Here is a 24814-nt window from a genome sequence, read left to right on the forward strand (position 1 = left end):
CCATTTTAACGTTATTCCGTCTTGAATGCCTGACCCGGAATCAGATCAGCCCGGCTTCCCACAATCCCGACATGTCGTATTCGCCGCGCACCAACCCGAATGCGAAAAGGTCGCTGGTCACTTGTTGAAGGCTGGCGATGGCATCGGCCGCCGGCGGCACGATCAGCGCGGGCCGGCTGGCTTCGCGCGCCAGCCGCTCGAACAGGGCCGGCGATTGATCACTCAACTGACCCGACAGCGCGGCCCAGCGCGCGGGGTTATGGCCGATCCATTGCCATGTGGTCTGTTCACGGCGCAGATAATCCCGGATCGCGGCGCGTTTGAGCGGATCGCCCAGCGCGTCGGGATGCGCGGAGATGCAGAAATTGCCCGAATATATGCCTTTGACGTTGGATATGATCCACCGCCCGCCCAGCAGCTTTTCCGTCAGCAGCGCCGATATGCCGCTCGCTACGGTCGCCTCCACATGGCCACGGGTAAAGGCGGCGTTGGCGTCGCTTACCGGCAGGCCCACTGCCTTGACGTCCTTCAACGTCATGCCGTGCGCTTCCAGCAATTTCAGCAGATAATAATAATTGTTGGTGTTGGGCGTGTAGGCGATGGTCCGCCCGCGTAAATCCTCGAACCGGCGCGCGGGTGAGGACTTGCCCACCAACACGCCACTATTGTTCACATCGCCCTGGTGCGTCGCGATCAATTTTATCGGCGTGCCTGACTGGATGGCGAAAGCCGGCGGAATTTCGCTCATATAACTATAATCGAGTTCGCCGGCCGCATAGGCATTGAGCACCAGCGACCCACCCGGCAGATCGACATAGCGAACCTTGTACGGCATGTCCGCCAGGCCTGCGGCGGCCATGAAATTGCCCGCAGTATTCTTGTATCGCCACACGCGCAGGGTAACGTCCGAAAGCCTCTGCGCCTTGGCGGATGGCCTGCACCCGGCAAGCGCCAAGGCACCGGCGCTGGACAGCAGACCGCGCCGCGAAAAGGATGAAGGAGCGGGCATCAATCGAGCAGATCTGGCTCGGCGCGGACGATCTCATCCCAATAGGGCAGGAAGCTGAGCCAGGCCCATGCTTCGCGCTGTTCGTGCGAAGGTGCGCGCTTCGGCGGATCGGTTAATGGTGTCCCCGCTGCGAGGGCAGCCAATTGGACTCGCGCGGCGCTTTCATAGGCGATGAAGCGCCAGGCAGCGGCTTCGACGCTGTCACCGACGGTCCAATGACCATGGTTGCGCCACAGCAGGATGTTGCGATCGCTCAGTTCGCGGGCAAACTGCCCCGCTATCTGTGCCCATGTCTCCGCCTGGCTTTTTCCCTCCGGGCGATCGGGTAAGAAAACGACCTGATCGTCATGGAAAATGGCAACGTCGGCTATGATCGGTTCGATCGGCTGGCCAAAGGCGGACCATGTCTTGGCGTGGAAACTATGCGCATGCACGATTCCCACGACACCGGGCCGCGCGCGCTGGACGGCATGATGATAGGGAATGCCGGACAGGTTTACGGGGCCATCGCCCTCCACCACGCGGCCGTCGCTGTCGATGCGCAGCAGGTCGGATACCCGGATGTGGGAAAAGGGCACACCCACCGGATTGACCCAGAAATGATCCGTATGTTCCGGGTCGCGGGCGCTCAAATGCCCTGCCAGTCCCGGCTCCACGCCATGATGGGCGAGCAGGCGCAGCGATGCGGCGAGTTGCTGCTGGCGATGCAGCCTTTCCTCGCTAAAGGATGCGCGGTTGGTAGGTGCCGCAACGCGCGGCCCATCTCCATCGCGCGCCACGCCATAGATGCGCGGCGCCAGCCTCGACGGCGCGGCACGGCGGATAGCAGGAGATAGATTCGTCATTTACGCCATCAATCCTCAAAACTTGTCGATGGCGATGCATAGGAAGCGGAAGGTGGCGCTGGGAAATGAGAAGCGCAGTTCCCAGCTTTGGAATTTCACATATTATTTGCATCGCTTCAGGATGCGAAAGATCCAATATTCGCTATAATGGCGTGTTTCCTTTTCGTTCAATCACATAGGTCGTCGCCATGATTGATGTTCGACTTCGGTTTCCTCATGTCATTGTCCAGCGTCTCTAAAATCCCGCTTCGGTGCGGGCAGCGGTGCTTGATCGACCAATCCGCTCCATCCCGTTCTTCCTACGAAGAAATGCCGAATATCAGAAGCGTTATAAGTTCTGCTAAATAATCTGGTCACGAACTCATTTGTTGGTGCAAGCGTTGGAGCATAGCGTTCCAATGATCAATCTGCGGCTCCGACGGATCGACAATCATCATGTCGTCACGACGGATATTCAGTGCTGCACCGGTCATTGGAATGGATGAATTTTTATGACAGCCAGTCGACAACTTCACCTCGGCGCTATCTTGAGCGGCGTCGGCACCACGCAAAATGGCTGGCTGCATCCGGATCTGCCTGGCGATGCCAGCGTCAACATTGACTGGTATATCGACAACGCCCGCAAGGCGGAGGCGGCCAAGTTCGACCTCGTCTTCATCGTCGATTCTCCTTACATCACGCCAGATACGGCGCCGCATTTCCTCAACCGCCTGGAACCGCTGACGCTGCTCTCAGCCGTCGCGACCGCAACCAGCAGGATCGGCCTCGCCGGCACCTTGACCACCTCCTATTGGGAACCCTTCAATGTCGCGCGCCAGTTCGCCTCGCTCGACCTGATCAGCCGGGGGCGCGCCGCCTGGAATGTCGTGACTACGGGCCTGGAAGGAGCCGCGCGCAACTATGGCCGTGAGGAGCATTTCGATCACAAGCTACGCTATGCCCGCGCCCGCGAATTTGTCGACGTCGTGCAAGGCTTGTGGGACAGTTATGAGGACGACGCTTTTCCGCGCGACAAGGCCAATGCGGTCTTTCTGGACAAGGGCAAGCAGCATCCGCTCAACCATCAGGGCGCCTTTTTTTCCGTGGCCGGTCCGCTCAACATCCAGCGTTCGCCGCAGGGGCAGCCGGTCATCTTCCAGGCTGGCGAATCCGAACAGGGCAGGGCGCTGGGCGCCGCGATCGCCGAAGGCATCTATGCCAATGCCGAAAGCTTCGATCAGGCGCAGGAATATTATGCGGATGTGAAGCGCCGTGCGACGGCGCTCGGCCGCAACCCCGATCATATTCTGATCCTGCCCGGGCTGATCCCGATCATCGCTGACACAGATGAGGAAGCGCGCGCGATCGAGGAGGAGCAGAATGGCAAGCTGGACCTGAACAAGGCGCTGGTGCAGCTGGGCCGGCCGTTCAACTATCATGATTTTACGCAATATGATCTGGACGCCCCCTTCCCGGACGTCAGCCATCTGTCGCTCAACAGCTATAAGGGCCGGGCCGAACGCATCATTCGCACGGCGCAGCGGGACAATCTGACGCTGCGCGAAACCGCCTGGCGTTTTGCCGCGCGCGCCAACCCCTTCGTGGGTTCGCCCAAAACCGTGGCGGACGAAATCGAGCGCTGGTTTCTGGATGGCGCATCGGACGGGTTCAACCTGCGCGTCACCAATCCGGCGGACTTCGCGATCTTCGTCGACCGCGTGGTGCCGTTGTTGCAGGCACGGGGGCTGTTCCGGACCGAATATGCGCATGACACGCTGCGTGGCCATCTTGGCCTGCCGTTCGTCCAAAACCGCCACGCCCGTGCCGCACCGGCCGCGATCGCAGCCGAATGACGCGGTGATCGCCGGCGTCCGCGCCATCAATCTTTGCAGGCGCTGTCCAATATAAAGGATCATGTGTGACCGATAGACGGCATGACCGCCGAACCTTGCTTGGTGCCGTGGGTGCCGGTCTGGCCTTCACCATGTTGGGTGGCTGCGGTGCTTCGCCCGGTGCTGGCGGGGGGAAGCTGCGTTCGTCGTACAGCAAGGGCGGTTATGAACTCATCCTGCGCACGGCCGGGCTGAAACCAAAAGACTTCGGCGTCGACTACAGCCTCTTCCAGTCTGGGCATCTCGTGATCGAAGCGCTGAACGGCGGTTCGCTGGATTTCGGCACGATGAGCGAAATTCCGCCTGTCTTTGCCGCCGCTTCGTCGATTCAGAGCTTTCGGCAGGTCGCAACCATCGTTGGCGACGTCAATAATCAGGTGATTTTGGTCCCTCGCCATTCGCCCATCCGCGATTTGGCCGATCTTAAAGGGCGCCGCATCGCCTATGTCCGTGCGACGACGTCGCAATATTTCCTCATTCGCATGCTGCAGTCGGTGGGGCTTGGCTGGCAGGATATCCATCCCGTCGCCATGTCGCCTACGGACGGGATGGCCGCCTTTTCCAACGGCGCCATCGACGCCTGGGCCATTTACGGTTTCCAGATCCAGCGGGCGGTCGCAACCCAGGGCGCGCATGTTCTCAAAACCGCGCTGGGCTTCCTGTCGGGCAACTATACGCTTCGGCCCATGTCGATGCGTTGGCCGATCCGGTCAAGGCGGCGCAGGTCGGCGCCTATTTGCAATTGCTCAAACAGGGCTTTGCCTGGAAGGCGAAGAATGAAGAGCGTTTCGCCCAAGCACTGGCGAAAGAAATAGAAGTGCCGCTGTCCTATGTGCTGGACCAGTTACGCAGCGCCAGCCAGCCGACGGACCTGTTGCCGGTGACCAAAGAGGCGGTCGCGTCGCAACAGGCCGTGGCCGACACATTCCATGACGCGGGCTTCCTGCCGCAGAAAATCAAGGTCGGTTCGCTTTGGGACGACCGTTACAACGCGCTTCTAGGGTGAAAGCGTCGCATCGTTGGCGGCCATTCGTCATCCGATCATGATGTTGGCACAGACCATCATCACCGCGAACCGAAGCGTGCGCAGAGGATAAAATGGCGATTCCGACGAATTCGCGCTCGATCAGATCGGGCGCATCCGTAAAATGAACGCATCCTGTGCAAGGGCGATCGGGCGCGACAAGCGCACGAATGGCAGAGATGAAGCTCATTGGCCCAATCGTGCCCAATAATCGCCGAATATATGGACCGACAGGATGAAGCCAAGGATCAGGTTGACGGCGACGCCGATCGCAAAGGCGCCAAATGGCTTTCGGCCGCCGGCTGACAGAGTCGAAAATCGGGTCGTCAGGCCGATACTGAGAAAGCAGAAGATAAAGGCCCAACTGCGCAGATCCTTGATCGGCGCGATCAGGCCGGGCACGGCCACCTTGTTATAGTCTGTCAGGCTGTAGCTGGCGGTCAGGGCCGTGATGAGCGCTGACGCAAGAAAGAAGCCCAGGATGAACTTGGGAAAGCGGCGCCATATCTCTCGCACGTCAGGGTGCGATCCGCTTGTGCGCTCCTCCCACCGCGTCGTCGCGACGATGGCCAGCACCACCGCCCAGATACCGATCCAGACGTCGCGGCCCACGACCTTCATCAGCGTGAAGGCTTGCAGCGCCTGATCGCTCGTGCCCTCTATGCCCGCGACCTTGCCTGCAAAGCCGCCATAGGCCTGCGCTGCCGCAATGCCGGCCGCATCGGCAAATTCCGATGTGCCTATCCACGCGCCTGCGATGCCCGTCGGCAACGACAATGCGCGCGCCACGAAGGGCAGGGCAAAGATCATCACGATCGCCCAGACGATGACGATCGTGATCGTGACCGATGTGTCTTCCTTCTTCGCACCGACAGCGCCTGCGACCGCGATCGCCGCCGACACGCCGCATACGGCGCCGCCCACGCCCAAAGTCGCGGCGAACCGGCGGTCCAGACCGAATTTGACGGCTGCCAGAAAGATGACGCTGAAGGTGACGACGGATACGATCGACGCTTGCAGGATGGCTATCGGACCGGCCAGGGCGATCAGGGAGAAGGGCACGGTCGCGCCCAGCAGGACGATCCCGGTCTTCACGTACAATTCCCCGCGCAAGGCCGATGTCAGCCATGCCGGCAGTCGCACACTATTGGCAATGACAAGGCCGGCAAACAACGCGACCAGCGGCGGTTCCAGATTGTAACGCACCGCCCCTTCCCACTGGCCAAGGACGAATATGCCATAGGCGGCGAGGTAGAGCAGAGAGAAGGCCGGCACGAAGCGGCGCACCTGCTGCCCCAGCGCAACGAGAGTAAGGGAAAAGGCAGCAAGCCAGAACAGGAACTGGGCACCATAGCGCGGCCAGTTTTGCGCCAGATCGGCGATAACCTGCCAGATATCGGACCATTTGGGGGGCAGGACCGCCAGCCATCGCAAACTGCCACCGGCAGAAAAAAGCGCGGCGCTGGCCAGAACGATGGAAAGGCCGATCCAGATGGCCCAGCTATCCTCCTTCCCACCCAAGATGCGCAGGATCTTCGCTGCCCCGCGATCCTGTTCGCCTGTAACCGCCTCAGCCATTGTCCTGCCCCCTCATACCCTTAGTCGGCGTGGATCACCGTCTTGCCATCATGATGGATAGTGCAGCGATCCGTCGCCAATTCCCCGATCCGAAACATATGCGTCCCCCTTGCCATGGCGGGCCGATGCCTGTCCCTTTGCAAGCCGCGTCAGAAGGAACCGCCCGAACGTCCAATCACCCAATCCGGATTGCGCATTGATATGACCCGTTTCGCCCGCATCGGCAAACTGGCTTCCCCATGCCTGCGCCAATTCGCGCGATCGCTCGAACGGCATATAGGGGTCGTTATGGCTGGCGACGAGGATGGAAGGAAAGGGCAACAGTCTTTGCGGCAGCGGTGCGAAGCCGTGCAAACGGCTGTCTGCTGCCCGCGCATCGACTTCGGGCGGAGCCACCAACAAGGCTCCCTGTATCTTGTCGCTCCAGTTCGGGCAGGCCAGAGCGGCCCACCATGCGACGGCATGGCAGCCAAGACTATGTGCCGCGAGCAATATGGGGCCGTCCAATGCATTGATGGTCTGGTCGAGCCGGTTGACCCAACTGTTGCGATGGGGGCGGTCCCAACTGCCCAGGTCGACGCGATGACAGGCCGGGAACAGGGTTTCCCACTGACTTTGCCAATGGCCAGGGCCGCTGTTCATCAATCCGGGGACAGTCAGAATATGGGGTGTTTGGGCATTGCCTGGCCGGCCCATGGCGAAATCTCCTTCAGTCGATCCCTATATCTCAATTGACATGGTAGAGATAAAGCGAGAAAAACTTGCCTGCCGGAGAAAAAGGCTTTCGAGCGGTTCTCATATTTTTGGACCGCCGGCGTGCGCGATCACGGCATTTACCGCACGATGGCTAAAGCGGCCGATCGTTGCTTGATAAAGGCCCTCGTCATGCTGGTCACAATGATCAGGGCCACGCCGACGTCGATGATCAGGATCGCCGGATCGTCCGCGCTGCGCAACGCGGCATGAACGACAAGCGTGGCCGCCGTGGCGATGCCCAGGCTGGTGCGGAAGCGGGCCGTGGTCGATAGCGCAGGCATGGCAAGTGCGGCGGTCCAGCATAGGGTGGTCATGGCCCAGTAGCTGGCAACGGCCGGGACCGGCCCCAGCAGTGTCAGCAGCGCGACCGTCACGATCACCAGCGGCTGGCCCCATATCAGCGCGATCCACAGGCGTTCCAGGCGCGACGTGGCGCGGCCCTGCTCGCGCCGTCTGGCCAGCCACACATTGCCCCCGGTCGCGACGATCAAGGTCAGCCCCATGCCGAGCAGCGCGTAGATGATCTTGAGCGCTATCCCGCCATAGGTGCCGTAATGCAGCGGCGTGATCATGCCATAGATGCGCATACCCGCATTGCCGTCGGTCAGCCCCGCCCGCCATTTGAAACCGCCATCCGCGCTGAACAGAAAGGCTTCGTTCCGTGCCAGATGGCGCGGCGCCGCGACCATGATGCGCACTTGTTGCCCGACGGTGCCAGCATGTTCGATCGCCAATTGAGTCACGGCCGCGCCGGGCGCGCGCCGCTGGATATCGCGCAGCATCCGCGCCACGTCCGGCGGTGGCGCAGCGCGCATATCTATGCCGGCCTGCGGGCCGAGCAACGAAGCGATCGCTTTCTCCTGATCGCCCTTATACGCGACCATGGCCAGAATGATGGTGATAAGGCCGGCCAGGCCGAGCAGCGATCCGGTCAGCGCCACGATCAGATGAAAGGGCAAGGCCCAGACCCCGACGCGATTATGCAGGTCGGCATTGGTCAGCCGCCGCGACCCGCCCCAGCGCAGGCGAAAGGCGTCCTTCAGGATCCGCCGATGCGCCAGCAGGCCTGTGACGATACTGGCGAGCAGGATCGTGCCGAAAATACCGACGATGTAACGGCCGATTGCGCCGGGCAAGGTCAGGTTGAAATGCAGCAATTGCATGAATTCCAGCCAGGGCGTCTCGGCATGCGGCACCAACTGTCCCGTCGCATCGACATTCCAGTCGCGATGATCGCCTTTTTCGTCATAGCCGTAGACGGTCATGCGCGGCAGTTCGTCCGTCGGCATCTGCATATAGATGTCGTGGGCCACGCCCGCTTGTTGCGCCTTTGCCAGCGCGCGGGCGGATATGGCGGCGATATCCGCGTCCGACAGACTGGTGATGGCCGGCGCGTCCGGTCGTTCCCAGATGCTGATCTGATCCACCAGGACCAGGATCGACCCCGTCAGGCACAGGACATAAATGACCGCACCGAACAGGACGCCCAGCAGGCCATGGCCCTCCATGGCGGCGCGGGTCAGACTTTTGGGTATTTGCATGGATCAGGCCGTGATGAAAGTGATGCCGGCGCTGGTCGCCGCCAGGCCAAGGAAGACGCCGACCTGAAGCAGCAGGCGTCGATCGCAGACCGTCCAGGCGATCGCTCCACACCAGAGCGAGGGCATGGCCAGCGCCGCGAGGATGAGGCGCGTCTGCTCCGCCAGCGGTGCGCGGGTGGCGAACAGCACTGCCAGGCCGATGGCGGCGGCAAAGCCGAGCAGCCCCGCCGTCAGCGCGCGCGCGATCCCCCTGCCATAGCGGCGGCGGGGAAGGGGTGGTGCCGTCCGGTCCCGCACGGTCTGGACAGGACGTATCTCGATCCGGGTCAGGATGAAGGCGAAGGCCAGCAAAGCTGCCGTCTCCAGCGCAAGCGCAATACCGATTTCCGCGCCAAAGCCGATGGTCCAGGCACCGGTCGAAAGGCTCCATAAGAGCGCCGCCCCAACACCGGCGCGCCAGTTCAACGCATGGCGCGTCCACGCCCGCCAGCATAGCAATATGCCGGCCAGCGACGCCATCAGCGCCGTGACAATAAGAAGAGCCGCCCCCATTTTTCCAATCCTCCTGTTGCGCCTATATTGCTACTGATATTGACTCGCAACATATATGTTTCTAGGGGGCCCTCATCTTGTGGGGGGATATATTATGCTTTCTCGTTTTCTCGGTTCAGCCTTGCTGCTCGCGGGCACCGCACCTCTGGCCTATTCGCAGACGCCTGCAGCCACCAATCCGGCCGCTTCATCGGCGGACAGTGGCGACATCATCGTCACTGGACAAAAGACCAACCGCACGTTGCAGGAAACCCCGGCCAGCGTCGCAGTTGTCACCAGCGAATCCATCAGCAACCAGAATCTGATCAGTGTCTATGACATATTGGAGCGGACGCCCAATCTGGCGGTGGACGGTAACAAGACGACCTTCTCGATTCGCGGCATCGACGCCTTCAGCGTGTCGGGCGGCGGTGATGGCGCCTTGGCCAGCGTCTATCTGGACGGCGCGGTCATGCCGCGCACGGCGCTCACGGCCGGGCCGCTCGACCTGTACGATATCGCGCAGGTGGAAGTGTTTCGTGGCCCGCAATCGACCGTGCAGGGTCGCAATGCACTGGCCGGCGCGGTCATCATTCGGACCACGGATCCCAGCTATGAATGGACCGGCCGTTTTCGCGCGCTGATGACGGACAAGGATGGGCAGCGCCGCGTCGGCGCCGCCATCGGCGGCCCGCTGGTCGATGGACAGCTGGCTTTCCGCCTGGCCGGCGAAATTGCGCGAGCCGATGGCCTGATCCACAATGTCACGACCCATCGGGACGCCGATCGCCGTGAATCGGAGACGTTGCGGGCCAAGTTGCTGCTCACACCCGATTTCCTGCCAGCTTTGCGCGTCGTCGCAACCTTCATGCATGACCGTCATCAACGCGGCACCTTCTACAGCGAATTCCAGGCGCCCTATGACGGCCGCGACCGGATCGCCACGGAGGATGTGATGGATCGGCAGACGGTGAAGAGCGATATCGGCACGGTGGAAATCGGCTATGATCTGGGCGGCGGCCTCAGTCTCACGTCCGTCACCAATTATAGCGATATCCGCTTCCGCTCGATCGCGGACCCCGATCGGGGTCCGACGCCGGGGCAGACCAGCCGCGTCTACGATCCGGTCAAAACGTTCCAGCAGGAATTGCGGTTCAACATCGACAAAAGCTGGGTTCATGGTCTGATCGGCGGCTATTATCTGCGCGACGACAATCGCGGCTATCAGTTCGAGGCGACGCAGAGCCTAAACCTCACGCGACTGGGCGTGGACCGGCAGTTGCTAGCGATGGGCTTGCCGCAGGCCACCGTCAACGCCGTGCTCAATCTCTATGGCGGCGTGGTTCCGATCCGCAACAGCCTGTCGCAGCCGCGCCTGACTGAAAATTACGCCGGTTTCGCCGACCTGACCTTTCCCGTCACTGATCGCTTCAGGATCAATGCCGGCTTGCGCTACGATCATGAAACGCAGGAACGTGGCGCCACCCAGACCGTCGTGATCGACCGGGCGCTGCCCGATCCTGCCAACCTCTCGATCCCGGCGCTGGCACCGATCATCACGCAACTCAACGCGATATTGCGGGCGACGGCGGCAAACGCCAATAGCGTCGAGCCGGTGCGCCCCGTCACCTATACCGCCTGGCTGCCAAAGATCGGTCTGACCTATGATCTGGCGCAGGACGTATCACTCAGCTTCACCGCCCAGCGCGGCTATCGTGCAGGCGGCGCGGGCCTGAACCAGCAACGTGCGCAAGCCTATGATTTCAATCCGGAATATACGTGGAACTATGAATTTGCGCTGCGGTCCGAATGGTTCGATCGTCGCCTGACGCTTAACGCCAATGCCTATTGGATCGACTGGAAGGATCAGCAGGTGTCGGTCCAGCTGACCCCCGGCGCGGTGTTCGACACACAGGTGGTCAATGCCGGCAAGTCGCGCCTCTACGGTGTCGAAGTGGAGCTCAGCGGTCGGCCGACCCCGACGCTCAACCTCTATGCCGGTGCCGGTTACAGCAATACGAAGTTTCAGGAATTCAACGTCATGATCGGATCATTGTCGGCGGCCGCGCAGGGCAATGAATTTGCCCGTGCGCCGCATTGGACGATATCCGGTGGCGCGACATTCCATCATCCAAACGGTCTGTTCGCCAATCTCAACGCCAATTATCGCAGCGCCTATTATCAGGATACGGTCGATCAGGCGTTTCGTGACATTCCCGGCCGCACGCTGGTCAACGCCAAAATCGGTTGGCAAGGCGAGCATGTCGGCGCCTTCCTGACTGCGACGAATATCTTCGACGTGCAAAAGCCCAGCCAGTTCTTCACCGATTTCGACAGGCGCGTGCGCGGCACATTTATCGAGCCGCGCATATTGGGGCTGAGCTTCGAAGGGCGTTTCTAAAACTGGCGGGGTGATAGTGCCTATCGCAGGCCATCACCCCTTCCGTTGCCAAGTCGTCGTCACCCCAGCCATCCGCCGGTAAAGCCGGCTCGTTGCAGGCCGCGTTTGACATGCGGATTTTTCTTCATCGTGTTCCAGACCAGGCCGGAGCGATAATTTTCGATCATCGCTACGATCGGCCCTTGGTCGATGCCCAGATAATCCTTGTCGACCCAGCCGACGCCCAGGCGAAATTCGCCATGGCGGAAGGGTTGGGCCGGCCGGCGGATGATGGTCGGGTTGAAACTGTCGAGGAAGCCATATTTGTCGTAAAGCTGCTCGCCATAGCGGAAATACATGGCCTGGATGGTCGGCTCGACGATTTCCGGCGCAAAGGGGAGGGAGCCGAGCAGCGCCGTCGGTGCCAGCGTCCCGTCATCCCGTTCGCCGGGTCCGCGCGCGGAATAGCTGTAGAATTCCCGTTCCTTGCCGGCCAGCGTCATCTTGAAATCGCCAGGCCCGTCGCAGGCCGTCAGCCCCCAACAGTCCGCGCCATAGCCGGCCCAGCCGCCCGGATTCTCCATCGCATAGTTGCGTTGGGCATAGGTGGCGCGGCGGCTGTTTTCGAAATAGTCGATGCCCTTGCCGGCCATGTAGCGGTCGCGAATATCCCGGAAATCGACCCAGACATGGCTATATTGATGGCCGAACATCGGCGCGAAATGCAGATGCGGATCGCCCCAGCGCGACGACCAGCTGGTTTCGAACTGGGTGCTCCACACATTCCATGTGTCGTCGCGCAGGGGGAAGGTGGGTGACCCCATGCCCAATATGTATAGGATCATACCCTCATTATAAATTTCCCAGTCCGAGCGGATGAAGCCGCTTTCAGGATGCCAGCCCATGGATACGAACGGCGCACGCGGCGTGATCCAGGTCCATTCCACCGCGCGATAGAGCCTCTCCGCCAGATCGCGGATCTTCACCTCATCGGGATGCAGCGGATCGTCGAACCAGCTTTGCGCGAACAGCACGCCGGCCATCAGCAGTGCCGTGTCGATCGTCGAGAGTTCGGACAGAGCGAAACGATAGCCCTTGGTAGAGCCGAGGAAATGATAGAAGAAGCCGTGATTGCCGCTGACCTGCGTGCGCTTGTCGCCCATCGGCGCGGCGACCAGGAATTGCAGCGTCGTCAACGTCCGCTGCCGCGCTTCGTCACGGCTGATCCAGCCATGGGTGACGCCGATCGGATAAGCGGTCAGCGCAAAGCCGACGGCGGCAATCGACACGAAGGACGGGGTGGGCCAGCGATCGGGCGCCATACCCGTCTTTTCGTCGGTGACTTCCCAGAAATAACGAAAGGCCAGCTTCTGGATATCGTCGATCAGCGGGCTGACCTCTACATCCAGCGCGGGGCGATGGTCCAGCTTGGTCCATCCATCCACCGCGATCGGTCCCGCAGCAACCGGCACCTCCGGCGCGCGCGTGGTGCAACCCGACAATAGCCCGGCCAAACCCATTCCCGCCGTGCCAACGAACGTCCGTCTGTCCAGCAATAGTTTACTCCAGTTGCAGAACCGCAGCGGACCAGACCGTGCAGAACCGGTCCGCTGCGGGATGCGCAGCCATCAGAAGCGATAGCCGACGCGGAATTGAATACGGCGCGGTAGGGTCATCAGATTGGCTGCATAACGGCCATCGGCCGGGTCCAGCGGATCGATGATCTGCCCTGTCGCAGGATTGATGCTGTTGTTGAAGAAGCCGTCGAACCCGCTGAAATTCTTGTTGTTGAAGACGTTGAGCACATCGACGGCGAAATTGACTTGGTCGTTTTTGCCGAAGAGGGGGAAGGTCTTCGCCAGCGTCATGTTCACTTCGCAGAAGGCGAAGACGCCCTTGATGCAATTCTTCTTGGGATAGCGGGCGGTGAAATCATTCAGGCCGGAAGATGCGCCGTTCGTTCCGTCGGTAACGGCATAGGCTTCACCCGAACCCAGGGTGGTCAGGGTCGAGAATTGGAAGCCGAGCGGTAGATCGACGATGCCCGATAGCACCAGGCGATGACGTTCGTCGCCCGGCGAAGCGCGCCAGCCATAGGAATCCGGTGTCGGCGCATCCAGGCTGAACAGGTCGCCGCCATTCTTCTCCGACTTGCTGAGCGTGTAGGCGACGTTCAGCCCCCATCCCGACTGTTTGGTGTAATTTTTGTCGAGCGTGAAATAGAGCGCCTTGTAGCGGGTATCGAGCCCGTCATAGCCGATCAGCACGTTGGAATAGCCCGCCGCGCGGACTGCGGCGAGGGACGTCGCATCGCAGCAGCTGCCGAAACCGCCCCCGTTTCGGGTCGCAAACAGGTTGGTATAGCCGTTTCGCCCGCGCTGATAGGAAGCGGTGAGCGAGGTTTCGAAAATGCCGATGCGCTGGCGCACGCCGAGCGAGAACTGGTCATTGACCGGTGGCTTGGCGTTGTTCTTGACGGCGAACAGTTCGGGCAGGCCAACATCCGGATTGGCATTGACCAGGGCGAGCAGCCCGTCACGGGTCAGGTATGACGAATTCCATGCAACCGTAGGCTGGCCGTCGCGCGGCAGGCCGTCGGCCGAGAAACGGAACAGTCCGATCGGGTTGATCGTACGCGACAGTTCATCGACCGTATTGTTGAAATTGTTGCGGTCATAATAGCGGCCGGCGCCACCGAAGACGACGGTGCTGCGATCCCCCTTCACATCCCAGGAGAAGCCCAGGCGCGGCGCAAAGGCGCCCTTGAACGGGCTGCGGTCATTGCCATCGCTGATATAGTCTTCGGCGTTGAAATAGGATGTCGTCGGCAATGCGCGCAATGCCGCCGCGGCGGCGGCGGGCGTGCGATATTTATTGTTGAACCCGTTGCTTTCATGATCCCAGCGCAGGCCAAGGTTTAGCTGCAATCGCTCGGTAACGTCCCAGTCATCCTGGATGTAGAAACCCAGTTGCGTGTTCGACGACTGGATCAGGCCCGAACCAAGGCCGAGGCGCGCTTCGGCCGGGAAGGCGAAGTTCAGATTATTATTGGGTTCGCGGCGGAAATAATAGCGGGGCTGGATATAGGCCTGATTGTCGAAACTGATATCGGTAAATTCGACACGCGCACCGAACTTGATCGCGTGGCCGCTGAAACCGGTGTAAGTCAGGTCGTTACGGAAATTATAGCTCTGCTGCACTTCGCGCCGCGTCGAATCCTTGCCGCCGAACAGGATCACGCCCTGATAGTCATAGGCGGGCAAGCCGGGATTGATCGCGACCGGGTTGAATGTGTAATTCAGATAGTTGGCGCTGAATTCGTTGACCACGCTGTCGTCGTCATATGTCCATTTGAACTGATAGGTGTCGACCACATTGATCTTGTTTTCGGCATATTCGTAGGAAACATTGTCGCGGAATCCCTGTACGTCGGTTTCTTCACGACGACTGTAGGACAGGTCGAACGTCTGATTTTCGTTCGGCGTCAACGTCAGCTTGCCGAAATAGAAATCGCTTCGGAACGGGCTGACGAACGCGCCTTCGAAATCGGAAATCCGGCGTCCGGAAAATTGTTCGAATTCGTTGATCGCCTCGGGTGAACCGTTCGACTTCACATTGAAGGCGCGATCCTGATCATTGCCTTCATAGGCCATGAAGAAGAACAGCTTGTCCTTGATGATGGGACCGCCCAACGACGCACCATATTGCTTGCGCTCGAATGCGGGCTTGGCGTTGCCGTCGCGCTTGTCGAGATAGCTTTTTTGCGTCAGCGATCGGTCGGTATATTGGCCGAATATCTCGCCATGAAATTCATTGGTGCCCGATTTGGTGATGGCTGTGATCACTGCTGCGCCGGCCTGCTCATATTCGGCCTTGTAATTCTGCGTGATGACACGGAATTCCTGGACGGCGAGCTGGCCGAAGGGATTGCCGCGGCTGTTCTGCTGACCCGCCACGCCGCCTTCGCGCAGCTTGTTCTTCAGGCTGACGCCGTCGATGAAGACATTGACCTGGCTGGCGGGGGAGGCGCCCGACGAAAAGCCTTTATCGGTTTCGGAATCCTTATAGCGGACGCCCGGCGCCAGCGCCGCGAAACTCAGGAAGTTGCGATCGGTCTGCGGCAGAACGCGGATCTGCTCCTGGCTGATATTGGTCGCGATTTCGCTGGTCCGCGTCTCGCGCAGGCGGCTGCCGGTGACGACGATCTGGCTGCCGGCGCCATCGTCGGGCGTGGCGTCTGCCGTGTCGGTCGCAGGCGTACCCAACCGGGCGTCGACCGTGGCGGCCTGGCCCACGCCGACCGCGATATCCTGTTCGAACGTGCCTTTGTCGGAACCGGTTACAGCGATGCGATATGTGCCGGCGCGCACGCCGTTCAGAATGTACGTGCCGTTGGCGCCGCTGGTCGCGGTCTGGGCACGGCTGGTTCCGGTGCTGCTCAGCGTCACGGTCGCGCCGGGCACGGGCGCACCGGCGGAGTCCGTCACCCGGCCACGGATGGAGGCTACCGTCGTCTGCGCGCTGGCTGGCGCGGTCATCACGACGACGCTGCTGAGCGCGGTGGCGCTGGCAAGCAAGAGGCGGATCGCGTTCGTCTTTGTCATGGCATCTGTTCCCCTGTCTTATCCCCGTTCCCTTCGGGGCGGTCGTTACGCTGTTGTTTGTTCGTGCTGTTGCGAACAATGAGGCTGGGATGTCTAAGTTCCGTCTGCGGAACGTTTTCTCCGTCGATCACCGCAGAAAGGCGGTTAACCGCACGCGCACCAAGGTCGGCGATATCGACCGCCATGGTGGTCAGGCCGGGGCTGATGAGGCGCGCCAGCGGAATATTGTCGAAGCCTGCAACGGCAATCTGCCCCGGAACATCGATGCCCATGTCACGCAGCGCAACCAGCGCGCCGATCGCCATCATGTCGTTGGCGGCGAAGATCGCATCGACATCCGTTCGCTGCATCTGCAGGTGCCGAACCGCGAGATGGCCGGATTCCTCATCGAAATTACCGGGCAGAATGACGGGATCCAAACCAGCCGAGATCATCGCCTCGCTATAGCCGCGCGCACGCTCGGCAGCCTCGATATTGCCCTGCGACCCGGCGATATGGACGATGGCACGGCGGCCCGTCGCTACCAGATGCTCGACCATGGTCCGTGCGCCAGCGGCATTGTCGATCCGCAGTTCGGGGCGACCCTGCCGATTTTCGGGGCCATTGAGCAAAATGGCAGGGATGCTGGCGGGCAGGTGCGCGAACAATAGATCGGGGTCGATATGCGGCGCCATGACGATCAGCCCGTCGACCCGCCCGCGCATGTTGCGCAGCGCCTCGATCCCGTCGCCCAGCCCCATGTGCATGTTCGACAGCAGCAGGTGGCGCCCCCGCATCGCAGCCTCCCGCTCCATGCCGCGCAATATTTCGGAGAAGAACTCGCCATGCAGATCGGGCAGCACCACGCCGATGACGCCGGTGCGCGCCAGGCTGAGGTTGCGGGCGCCGGCATGGGGGACATAGTTCAGCTTGCGGGCCGCCGCCTCGACTCGCGCCTTCAATTCCGGGCGCACGTTGGGCAGCCGGTTGAACACGCGCGACACGGACGCAACCGAAGCGCCGGCTTCGCGCGCCACGTCTCTGATCGTTGCCTGTGCGAAGGCCTTGTCGTTCATCCTCTGCCCTTGTCCGTCGCTTTTTTGCCGGCATGGCTTGCCGATCCATCTTGTAACCGGTTACAAGAAACCAAAGGACACTGCAATAGTTTGGCGAACGGTGCAGCATGACATCGGCTACGCCTCGAAAAAATTAGGAGAAAGACATGCAGCCCCGCTCCTCCGTTTCGCGTCGTGCGATCATCCTTGGCGCCGGTGCGGTGGCGGCCTGGGCATCCTCGCCGGCCCGCGCGCTGCTGGCGCAGGCGGGCGATGGCGGCACGGCATCGGCAGATCTGGACGCGCTGATCGCGAAGATGACGGTCGAGGAAAAAGCGGGGCAGGTCACATTGATGGCGGCGGCCTGGGCCGGTGGCGCGGCCAATGCGCTCAATCCGACATCGCCCTCCAAATCCAGTTTCCAGCAGCAATTGGCAGATGTGCGCCGTGGGCGGGTCGGCGGCGTTTTCAACGGCAACGGCGCGGAAATGGCGCGCCAGATGCAACTGGTGGCAACCGGGAAATCCCGCCTGAAAATCCCGCTCATCTTCGCGGCCGATGTCATTCACGGTTTCCGTACCGTCTTCCCCATGCCGCTGGCCGAAGCGGGCAGTTTCGATCCCGCGCTCGCCGAACAGACCGCGCGCATCGCCGCGGTCGAGGCGACGGCGGCCGGTATCGACTGGAATTTCGCGCCGATGGTGGACATCGCCCGCGACCAGCGCTGGGGCCGGGGGATAGAAGGCGCGGGCGAGGATGTGTTGCTTGGCCGAATCATGGCCGATGCGCGGGTGCGCGGTTTTCAGGGGCGTTCCGGCCTGACGGCGGATGACGCCATGGCCGCCTGCGCCAAGCATTTCGCGGCCTATGGGGCGGCCGAAGGCGGGCTTGATTATAATAGTGTGGACGTGTCGGAACGGACGCTGCGCGAAATCTATTTCCCGTCGTTCCAGGCCGCGCTGGATGCGCAGGCGGCAACGGTCATGGCGTCCTTCAACGAATTGTCCGGCGTGCCGGCAACCGCCAATCACTGGCTGTTGACCGATATATTGCGACGGCAGTGGAAGTTCGACGGTCTGGTCGTGTCCGACTATACTGGCGATTTCGAACTGATCGACCATGGCTTTGCCGCCGATGAGCGGGAGGCGGCGAAACTCGCTTTCCTCGCAGGGGTCGACATGTCGATGCAGTCGGGCTTCTACATTCGTCATTTGCCCGATCTGGTGAAGGCCGGGGACGTGCCGGTGGCGCGGCTCGACGAAGCGGTCCGCCGCGTCCTCGCGCTCAAGGCCAAACTTGGCCTGTTCGACGACCCCTTCCGCCGGATCGATCCCAAGCGGGAGAAGCAGAGGGTCCGCACGCCCCAACATCTGGAGGTTGCGCGCGACGCGGCCCGACGGTCGATCGTGCTGCTCAAAAATGAGAAGGATCTGTTGCCGCTGCCGCGATCGGGCAAGCGGATCGCGTTGATCGGCCCCTTCGTACAGGGACAGCGCGAACTGATCGGGCCGTGGAACGTCTATGGTACGGACGCCGATGCCGTCGACCTGTTGAGCGGGATGCGCGCGGTGGCCAGCGATCCGCAATCCATCGTGGCGGTCGACGGGTCGGGCATAGAAAAGCCGATCGCCGGCGGCATAGAGGCGGCCGTGTCGGCCGCGCACAATGCCGACATCGTCATACTCGCGATCGGCGAAAGCCAGAAAATGTCGGGCGAGGCACAATCCCGCACCGACATCACCATTCCTGTGGCCCAGATGGCGCTGGCCGAAGCGGTAGCGCAGACCGGCAAACCGATCGTCGTGCTGCTGCGTCACGGCCGCGCGCTGGCGCTGCATGGCGCGGTGAAGGAGGCGCCTGCCATATTGGCGACCTGGTTCCTGGGATCCATGTCCGGCATGGCCATCGCGGATATCCTGTTCGGCGTGGCCAGCCCCTCGGCCCGGCTGCCCTGCTCCTTTCCCTATGAGAGCGGGCAGGAGCCGCTTTATTATGCGCACAAAAATACCGGCCGCCCCAACCCGCCCGGCCCGCGCCAGGACTATAAGACCCATTATCGCGAGGCGCCCAACGCCGCTCTCTATCCCTTCGGCCACGGCCTGACCTATGGGGAGATCGTCTACACGAAACTCGACATGGGCACTGGTCGCTTGACGGCAGGCGGCGAACTGACGGTGGTGGCCAGTATACGCAACAGCGGCCGGCAGGCGGCGATCGAGGTCGCCCAACTCTATGTGCAGGATATCACGGCCAGCATCACCCGACCGGTGCGCGAGTTGAAGGCATTTCAACGCATCACGCTGAAGCCCGGCGAAACGCAGCAGGTTCGCTTCACGCTAAAGCGCGACGATCTGACCTTTCTGGGACAGGATATGCAGCCGACCGTCGAGCCGGGCAAATTCCGCCTGTGGGTCGCGCCCTCCGCTCAGGCGGAAGGAGTCTCGGACATGTTCGTGCTGGCCTGACCGAGACGCGGACTGCATGCCATGATCGCCGCGCCCATCGCCATGGCGGCCAGCGGCCCGGCGATCATCAGCCAATATATGGCTGCGCGCGCCGTGGCATCGGGCGTCCCGCCCGCATAACCCCAATGGGCATAGGCCAGCCCCAGCAGCAGTGCGGCCAGGCCCAGCCCCATTTTCTGCACCAGCATGAACAGGCTGAAGGCGGTAGCTTCCACGCGAAAGCCGCTGACCCGTTCGCCATAGTCCACGGCCATCGGCAGCATCGCCCAGGCGGCCAGATGAAATCCGCTCATCGCCACCTGCACGACGGCCATGACGATGATCGAAAGAACGACGCCCGGCACGGTGGGCCAGAGGGCGACGCTGGCAAGAGCCAGCATCCCGCCACCCGCTGCCATCAGCCAACCGGCGCGCGCCCCGATCAACATCGCCACCGCCGTCCACAGCGGCACCGCCACGGCCCCGGTCACACCCATGACGGCCAGCGCCTGTTTTCCGGCCACCGGCGCCGACAATATATAGGTGAAATAATAAAGGACGGAATGGCCGATGATCGCCCCGGCCATGGTGACGCACAGGGTCGCCGCACCGAGCATCAGATAGGCGCGGTTATGGGACAGGGCGCGCAAATCCCGGCGAACGGTCCGTGCGGCGGCCTGCGACCGATCGACCGGTAGCTGTTCGGGCACGCGCCACACCACGGCCGCCAGAACGCAGGTCGCCACCAGCCCCAGCAGCAGCGCCGTCCCGCTATAGCCCTCGCCTTGCTCCGGCATGGCAAAGGCAACCGTAACGGCGCCCAACGCCCCGAACGTCATGCGCGATCCCGACATCAGCGTCCGATCCGTCGCATGGCGGCTGACCCGCGTGGACCAGGCCGCATAGGGAAGATTGACCAGCGCATAGACGATACGGAACGCCAGATGCACCGTCAGCACCAGCGCGAAAAGACTATCGCCAGGCAGTGCCGGCTGCACGAATAACAGCATGAACAGCACGGCCAGCGGCGCCGCGCCCCACGCCACGATCTGCCGGTACCGCATGCGCCAGCGATCCGCCGCCAGCCCGATGCCCAGATCCGCCAACCCGTCGGCAAAGGCGCCCGCCACCATGATGATCCCCGCCTTGTCGGGCGTCAGGCCCAACCGGTCGGTGTAGAAAAAGAGCAGATAGAGGCTGACCGTTTGCCAATAGAGATTGAACGCATAGTCGCCCGCGCCAAAGCCGATGGCCCGGACCGGTCGAGCCGCTTGGGCGCGCGGCGGGAGGGGGACGGGATCGGCCATCCCCTCGGTAATAGGCTGCCGCACTCCCTTTGTCAGGACCGCCGTTTTCAGCGGCGCGCTTCGAAAATGGAAATGCGCCGCGATGCTTTCAATTCCACCGTCGATTGCAGTTCGCGCTGCAACATGGTCAGCATCCAGGCGCGATGACGCGCCAGAAAGCCGGGGAAATCGTCCGGCTTGGCCGGGTTGAAGACGGGCACGGCCCAATCGGCATTTTGCTCGACATAGGGGATGACCGGCAGTTTCGCGCCATCATCGGGCAAATCGACATGGCGGCCCAGATAGCTGTTATCCTTGAAACGGATATATTCCACCGGCGTGAAGCCTGCCTGGATCAGATAATCGGGGCCGTTGCGCCCGATCTCGCTACCATAGCGGGCGGTACCGGCGACCTTGAAGATATTATCGGCAAAACGGACATCGCGTGCCCAGCCATCCCAGTTGGTCGCCACGACCATCTGCACATCCATGCCCTTGCCGACATGGACGACATTCTTTTCGACCAGCGCGTCTGACACGTTGCCCGACAGCTGGAAGATGCGGGTTCCGTCGTTGCGGCTGACATTATGGCGGGCGATCGTCCCGCGATTGCCCAGATTATCCTTCTCGTTCCGCTTGGGCGAACAGATAAGGAGGAAGCCGCCGGCATTGTCGTGACTATAATTGTACAGCAGCGTCGTCCGCCGCGAATTGAAATCGGAATCGAAACCCTGCCCGTCATAGCGGGTGCGGGTATAGGCGGCCTCGTTCAACTGGATCAAGCTGTTGTCCGTGCTCCATTGCCAGATGCCGGCGCTGTAACCGGGGGCACGGCTGCCGGCGTAGCGGACGATATTATGCTCGATCAGCGTGCCGTCGGTGCCACGCGGCACGATGCCGTCGCCGCCGACATCCTCGACATAATTGTCGCGAATGACGACCTCTTCGCTTGGAAACCAGTTGCTGAACGTCACCCGGTCGCTGATGCCGGCAATGCCGGACCGATCGACGCGCCACACGATATTCCGTTCGATGATCAGATCGCGAAAGCGTGTCGCCAGTTTCTGCCCGGTCGCGCTGAACACGATGCCGCCATTATCCTTGCGCGCATTGGTGCCGCGCACGTCATGCACATACATGTCGGTGACACGGATACCCCGCGTGACGCCCCGATCCTGCGCGGATATCAGCACGCCATATCGTTGCGCGGGGGTGCTGGCGTCGTTGGTCACTTCCAGTCCGCTGATGGTGACATATTCCGCGTTGACGACAGCGACACCATGAGGGGATATGCCACCCACATCGATGCGCGGGCGCGGGCCAATGCCGGTCGCGGCGACGGTGATCGGCGCATTGGCCTTGCCCGATTTGCTTATGGTCAAGGGTTCCTTCCAGGCCGAACCCGCTGCCAGCAGCAATTGATCGCCCGGCTGCAAAGCTATATCTTTGATCCGCGACAAGGATTTCCATGATTGCGCATCCGACGTGCCGCTGAACCGATCGTCGCCCTTGACCGAATTGAAGTAATAGGTGGTGGCAAAGGCCGCAGATGGGGCGCCGACCGCGTATAGACAGGCTGACAGGGCAAGAGCGCCCCAATATTTAACCAAGGTTCAGACCTTCACATTGCTGCATCATTCGATGCGGCTTTAGCGGCAAGTCGCTGAACGGGAAGTGAAACATATAAATGCCGGTCCCGGTCGATCGACCAGGACCGGCGTTACGATCAGACCGCCCAGCAACCGCAGCCCAACGCCCCCCAGAAGCTCTGGACATCGGCGGCCGGCACATTGGCGCCCAGCGCTGCGGCATGGTCATGGCCATGGACGCCGCAGGATGAGGCGCAACCACAGGCCGATGCCAGTTTCTTTGCGGTTTCATCCTTGCGATAATGGCCGCCAAAGGTCGCTACGGGAGACCAGTCCGGCATCGCCTTGGGCGCAATCGGCGCCAGCGCACCATAATCATCCTCCCCATAGACGATCTTGCCGCCCAGGACGGTCAGGACCGAACGAAGATGGGCGATCTCATCCTCGGGCACGGAAAAATAATCGTCCGACAACAGGGCCAGGTCGGCCAGCTGTCCCTTTTTGATCTGCCCCTTCTTGCCTACCTCGTTGGAAAACCATGTGTTCTTTTCGGTCCACAGGCGCAGCGCGGTTTCGCGGTCCAGCCGGTTGCGCACCGGATAGAGCGTCAGTCCACCGACCGTCTTCGACGTCACCAGCCAACTGAGCGACACCCAGGGATTGTAGCTGGCGACGCGCGTGGCGTCAGTACCGGCGCCCACGGGCAGGCCGGCCGCCATCATCCGCTTGATCGGCGGCGTGGCCTCCGCCGCCTTCGCTCCATAGCGTTCGACGAAATATTCGCCCTGGAAAGCCATGCGATGCTGCACGGCGATGCCGCCGCCAAGAGCCGCGATCCGGTCGATGTTCCGCTCGCTGATCGTTTCGGCATGGTCGAAGAACCAGTTCAGCCCCTGCAAGGGAATGTCGCGATTGACCTTTTCGAACACATCGAGCGCACGGCCGATCGTCTGATCGTAGGTGGCATGCATGCGCCAGGGCCAGCGGCGTTCCGCCAGCAGCCGGATGACCGGTTCCAGATCGCCTTCCATCTCCGGCGGCATATCGGGGCGGGCGACGCGGAAGTCCTCGAAATCGGCAGCGGAGTAGACCAGCATCTCGCCCGCGCCATTATGGCGGTACGTGTCGTCGCCATCGCCGGGCTTCACCTTGGTTGACCAGGTGGCGAAATCCTTCAGCTCTTCCTTGGGCTTTTGCGTGAAGAGATTATAGGCGATGCGCAGCGTCAGCTCGCCATCCTTGTGCAGCTTGTCGATCACCTCGTAATCGTCGGGATAATTCTGAGCGCCGCCGCCTGCGTCGATGACGCTGGTGACGCCCAGCGAATTGAGTTCGCGCATGAAATGCTTGGTCGAATTGAGCTGATATTCCTGCGGGAGCTTGGGGCCCTTGGCCAGAGTCGCATATAGGATCGTCGCATTGGGCTGAGCCAGCAACAGGCCGGTGGGATTGCCCTGCGCATCGCGCACGATCTCGCCACCCGGCGGATTGGGGGTATTCTTGTCATAGCCCACCGCCCGAAGCGCGGCCGCATTCAGCAATGCACGATCGTAGAGATGCAGGATGAAGACCGGCGTATCGGGCGCGGCGGCATTGATCTCCGCGATCGTGGGTAGCCGCTTTTCGGCAAATTGGTGCTCGGTAAAGCCACCGACCACGCGCACCCATTGCGGCGGGGGCGTATTTTCGGCCTGGCGCTTCAGCATGGCCATGGCCTCCGACAGGCTCGGCACGCCTTCCCAGCGCAACTCCATATTATAGTTCAGGCCGCCACGGATGACATGGATGTGGCTGTCGATCAGGCCGGGGATCAGGCGCCGTCCCTTGGCATTGATCGTCTGCGCGTCGGGGCCGGCGGCGGCACGCACCGCCTGTTCGCTGCCCACGGCCAGGAATTTGCCGTCCCGGATCGCCACCGCCTGCGCCACCGGATTTTCCCGGTCCAGCGTCGTGACCTTGGCATTGGTGATGATGAGGTCTTTCTGGCGCATGGCGAAGCTTTCCGAAGCGGTGAGGAGGGCGGTGGTGGCGGCGCTGGCGAGCGCCTGGCGGCGGGTGATCATGCGTCATGCTCCGTAGAAGCGATAGGGGCCGAAGGGGCGAGGATGCGATGAGCGATCGGCAACAATTGCTCGCCCAGCAAGATTCCGGCCAGTCCGATCAGAGCGATGACGGGCGGCGCGGGCGATCGTACACCCATCAGGCTGTAGACGATGCCGACCAGCAAACCGGCGCCGAGCGAAAGGAGATAGGCTTTCATGGGGCTTGTCCTTCGGCAGGGAAGGGGGAGGGGAGCCGCGACGGTGCGGCTCCCCGACGATG

18 protein-coding genes are annotated in these 24814 nt (G+C 61.8%); 5 read left to right on the forward strand and 13 right to left on the reverse strand.

Going from position 1 to position 24814, the window contains the following annotated elements; all coding sequences use genetic code 11:
• Positions 1 to 40: 40 nt before the first annotated feature.
• Positions 41 to 1009 (reverse strand): ABC transporter substrate-binding protein, encoded by a 969-nt coding sequence (locus tag F4U94_RS00415; protein WP_120253258.1) that lies wholly within the window; start codon positions 1007 to 1009, stop codon positions 41 to 43.
• Positions 1009 to 1854 carry a class II aldolase/adducin family protein gene (locus tag F4U94_RS00420; protein WP_120253257.1) on the reverse strand — a complete coding sequence of 282 codons (846 nt, stop codon included), beginning with the start codon at positions 1852 to 1854 and terminating at the stop codon, positions 1009 to 1011. The genes F4U94_RS00415 and F4U94_RS00420 overlap by 1 nt, the downstream gene beginning before the upstream one ends.
• A gap of 491 nt (positions 1855 to 2345) precedes the next feature.
• Here F4U94_RS00420 and F4U94_RS00425 point away from each other — a divergent pair, with 491 nt between their 5' ends.
• The 3 genes from F4U94_RS00425 to F4U94_RS24905 all read left to right on the forward strand — a co-directional run bounded on the left by F4U94_RS00425 (position 2346) and on the right by F4U94_RS24905 (position 4731).
• On the forward strand, positions 2346 to 3686 hold the full coding sequence (locus F4U94_RS00425) for an LLM class flavin-dependent oxidoreductase (RefSeq protein WP_120253256.1): 1341 nt from the start codon (positions 2346 to 2348) through the stop codon (positions 3684 to 3686).
• Positions 3687 to 3817: 131 nt separating this feature from the next.
• Positions 3818 to 4540 carry an ABC transporter substrate-binding protein gene (locus F4U94_RS00430; RefSeq protein WP_246171466.1) on the forward strand — a complete coding sequence of 241 codons (723 nt, stop codon included), beginning with the start codon at positions 3818 to 3820 and terminating at the stop codon, positions 4538 to 4540.
• Positions 4423 to 4731: a type 2 periplasmic-binding domain-containing protein gene (locus F4U94_RS24905; RefSeq protein ID WP_246171467.1), complete on the forward strand. Its 309-nt coding sequence runs from the start codon at positions 4423 to 4425 to the stop codon at positions 4729 to 4731. The genes F4U94_RS00430 and F4U94_RS24905 overlap by 118 nt, the downstream gene beginning before the upstream one ends.
• Positions 4732 to 4935: 204 nt before the next feature.
• Here the strand turns inward: F4U94_RS24905 and F4U94_RS00435 are convergent, their stop codons facing one another.
• The 4 genes from F4U94_RS00435 to F4U94_RS00450 form a co-directional block, all read right to left on the reverse strand.
• Positions 4936 to 6327: a YeiH family protein gene (locus tag F4U94_RS00435; RefSeq protein ID WP_120253255.1), complete on the reverse strand. Its 1392-nt coding sequence runs from the start codon at positions 6325 to 6327 to the stop codon at positions 4936 to 4938.
• Between the two features lie 48 nt (positions 6328 to 6375).
• Positions 6376 to 7023, reverse strand: coding sequence for an RBBP9/YdeN family alpha/beta hydrolase (locus tag F4U94_RS00440; RefSeq protein ID WP_120253254.1), 648 nt, complete (start codon positions 7021 to 7023; stop codon positions 6376 to 6378).
• A gap of 137 nt (positions 7024 to 7160) precedes the next feature.
• Positions 7161 to 8624 carry a PepSY-associated TM helix domain-containing protein gene (locus F4U94_RS00445; protein WP_120253253.1) on the reverse strand — a complete coding sequence of 488 codons (1464 nt, stop codon included), beginning with the start codon at positions 8622 to 8624 and terminating at the stop codon, positions 7161 to 7163.
• A 3-nt stretch (positions 8625 to 8627) separates the two neighbouring features.
• Positions 8628 to 9176: a hypothetical protein gene (locus tag F4U94_RS00450; protein ID WP_145986309.1), complete on the reverse strand. Its 549-nt coding sequence runs from the start codon at positions 9174 to 9176 to the stop codon at positions 8628 to 8630.
• Positions 9177 to 9270: 94 nt separating this feature from the next.
• On the opposite strand from F4U94_RS00450, the gene F4U94_RS00455 reads away from it, so the two are divergent.
• Complete coding sequence (locus tag F4U94_RS00455) at positions 9271 to 11556, forward strand: TonB-dependent receptor (protein ID WP_120253251.1); 2286 nt, start codon at positions 9271 to 9273, stop codon at positions 11554 to 11556.
• Between the two features lie 59 nt (positions 11557 to 11615).
• On the opposite strand, the gene F4U94_RS00460 is transcribed toward F4U94_RS00455, so the two are convergent.
• From F4U94_RS00460 to F4U94_RS00470, 3 genes are all read right to left on the reverse strand, one after another.
• The gene (locus F4U94_RS00460) at positions 11616 to 13055 is read right to left on the reverse strand and encodes a glucoamylase family protein (RefSeq protein WP_246171463.1); all 1440 of its coding nucleotides are present in this window, start codon (positions 13053 to 13055) and stop codon (positions 11616 to 11618) included.
• Between the two features lie 108 nt (positions 13056 to 13163).
• Entirely contained in the window at positions 13164 to 16139 is a 2976-nt protein-coding gene (locus F4U94_RS00465) for a TonB-dependent receptor (protein WP_120253249.1), read from the reverse strand.
• Positions 16136 to 17194 carry a LacI family DNA-binding transcriptional regulator gene (locus tag F4U94_RS00470; RefSeq protein WP_120253248.1) on the reverse strand — a complete coding sequence of 353 codons (1059 nt, stop codon included), beginning with the start codon at positions 17192 to 17194 and terminating at the stop codon, positions 16136 to 16138. The genes F4U94_RS00465 and F4U94_RS00470 overlap by 4 nt, the downstream gene beginning before the upstream one ends.
• A 146-nt stretch (positions 17195 to 17340) precedes the next feature.
• Here F4U94_RS00470 and F4U94_RS00475 point away from each other — a divergent pair, with 146 nt between their 5' ends.
• The gene (locus F4U94_RS00475; RefSeq protein ID WP_120253247.1) at positions 17341 to 19638 is read left to right on the forward strand and encodes a glycoside hydrolase family 3 N-terminal domain-containing protein; all 2298 of its coding nucleotides are present in this window, start codon (positions 17341 to 17343) and stop codon (positions 19636 to 19638) included.
• Here F4U94_RS00475 and F4U94_RS00480 read toward each other — a convergent pair.
• The 4 genes from F4U94_RS00480 to F4U94_RS00495 form a co-directional block, all read right to left on the reverse strand.
• The gene (locus F4U94_RS00480; RefSeq protein WP_120253246.1) at positions 19599 to 20924 is read right to left on the reverse strand and encodes an MFS transporter; all 1326 of its coding nucleotides are present in this window, start codon (positions 20922 to 20924) and stop codon (positions 19599 to 19601) included. The genes F4U94_RS00475 and F4U94_RS00480 overlap by 40 nt on opposite strands.
• Positions 20925 to 20971: 47 nt before the next feature.
• Positions 20972 to 22513, reverse strand: coding sequence for a right-handed parallel beta-helix repeat-containing protein (locus tag F4U94_RS00485; RefSeq protein ID WP_120253245.1), 1542 nt, complete (start codon positions 22511 to 22513; stop codon positions 20972 to 20974).
• Between the two features lie 116 nt (positions 22514 to 22629).
• Positions 22630 to 24555 (reverse strand): amidohydrolase, encoded by a 1926-nt coding sequence (locus F4U94_RS00490; RefSeq protein WP_150411808.1) that lies wholly within the window; start codon positions 24553 to 24555, stop codon positions 22630 to 22632.
• Positions 24552 to 24752, reverse strand: coding sequence for a DUF1427 family protein (locus F4U94_RS00495; protein WP_120253244.1), 201 nt, complete (start codon positions 24750 to 24752; stop codon positions 24552 to 24554). The genes F4U94_RS00490 and F4U94_RS00495 overlap by 4 nt, the downstream gene beginning before the upstream one ends.
• Between the last annotated feature and the right edge of the window lie 62 nt (positions 24753 to 24814).

This window comes from Sphingobium limneticum, from assembly GCF_008710155.1.
In the GTDB taxonomy this organism is placed as follows: Bacteria; Pseudomonadota; Alphaproteobacteria; order Sphingomonadales; family Sphingomonadaceae; genus Sphingobium; species Sphingobium limneticum.